The 1,095-nt window shown below is 41.6% G+C and carries 1 protein-coding gene; it reads left to right on the top strand.

The genetic code is table 11. The features are described 5' to 3' along the window. Positions 1-16: 16 nt before the first annotated feature. Positions 17-1,095: ISL3 family transposase (locus tag FHS60_RS10280; RefSeq protein WP_183698178.1), on the top strand; the 1,079-nt coding region annotated here is incomplete at its 3' end.

Genomic DNA, 1,095 nt, shown 5'->3' with positions numbered 1-1,095 from the left:
CCCAACCTCATTAGAAATGAACGACAGCTTATTATATCAGGCATATGGTGTTAAGAACTACTCATATGCTCGTACTGAGTACAAAGGTAAAGCCATTTTTCTTCACCTCAAAACAATCTCTCCTAAAAGAATCGTATGTCCTCATTGTGGAGGGCATCATGTCATCAAGTATGGTATTGTCCGACGCCATCTCCACAACCTTCCCTTTGGTAGTAAACCCTGCTACTTGTCATTGCAAATTCAACGCTACTGCTGTAAGGATTGCGAGGCTGTGTGGCAGTCTGATATTCCTTTTACTCAGGGAGAAGTAAGTTACACCCATCGCTTTTCAAGCTATGTCTTGGATTTACTTCGTATGAACAATACAATAAAGGATGTTGCTCGGCATTTACATGTAGGATGGAATATGGTGAAGGAGATTCACAAGAAGTACCTGAAGAGCAAATACTCATGTCCCAATATCAAAGAAGTGCGCCGCATCGGTATAGACGAGTTCGCGACTCGTAAGGGACATATCTATAAGACCATTGTAGTAGATATAGATACTGGGCGAATTATTCATGTGGGAGATGGTAAAGGCAAGGAGGCATTAAGAGGATTTTGGAAGAGAGTGAGACGCAACAAGATAGACATTCAGATAGTAACCTCTGATCTCTCGGCAGTATTCATCGCATCGGTCATGGAGAATGCTCCTAATGCAGTTCATGTCTATGACAAATTCCACATATCCAAGCTGGTCAACGAAGCTGTTGATGTGGTTCGCAGAGAGGTTTATGCTCAAGAAACAGACCTTGAGAAACGAAGCATCATCAAGGGGGCACGATGGCTGTTGCTGAGAAAGGATAGAGATAACTTTGATGAGGAAAAGAAGAATCGTTTGGAGAATATTCTACAAACAAATAAACCACGATTCCATGCTTACTACTTAAAAGAGGATCTTGACCAAATATGGATGCAAAGTAGTAAGCAGCAAGCCGAGAAGCAGCTCATCTATTGGTGTGAAAGAGCGAAAGAAACTAAACTAACTCCTTTCATAAAAGTTGCCAATACAATAAAGGCTAAACGTAGTGGAATTTTGGCGTGGTACGATGCACC

Origin of the sequence: Alloprevotella rava (assembly GCF_014195585.1) — a bacterium.
Lineage (GTDB): Bacteria > Bacteroidota > Bacteroidia > Bacteroidales > Bacteroidaceae > Alloprevotella > Alloprevotella rava.
The sequence above is the reverse complement of the archived record's forward strand: the minus strand, read 5'-3'. Positions and strand labels throughout refer to the sequence as shown.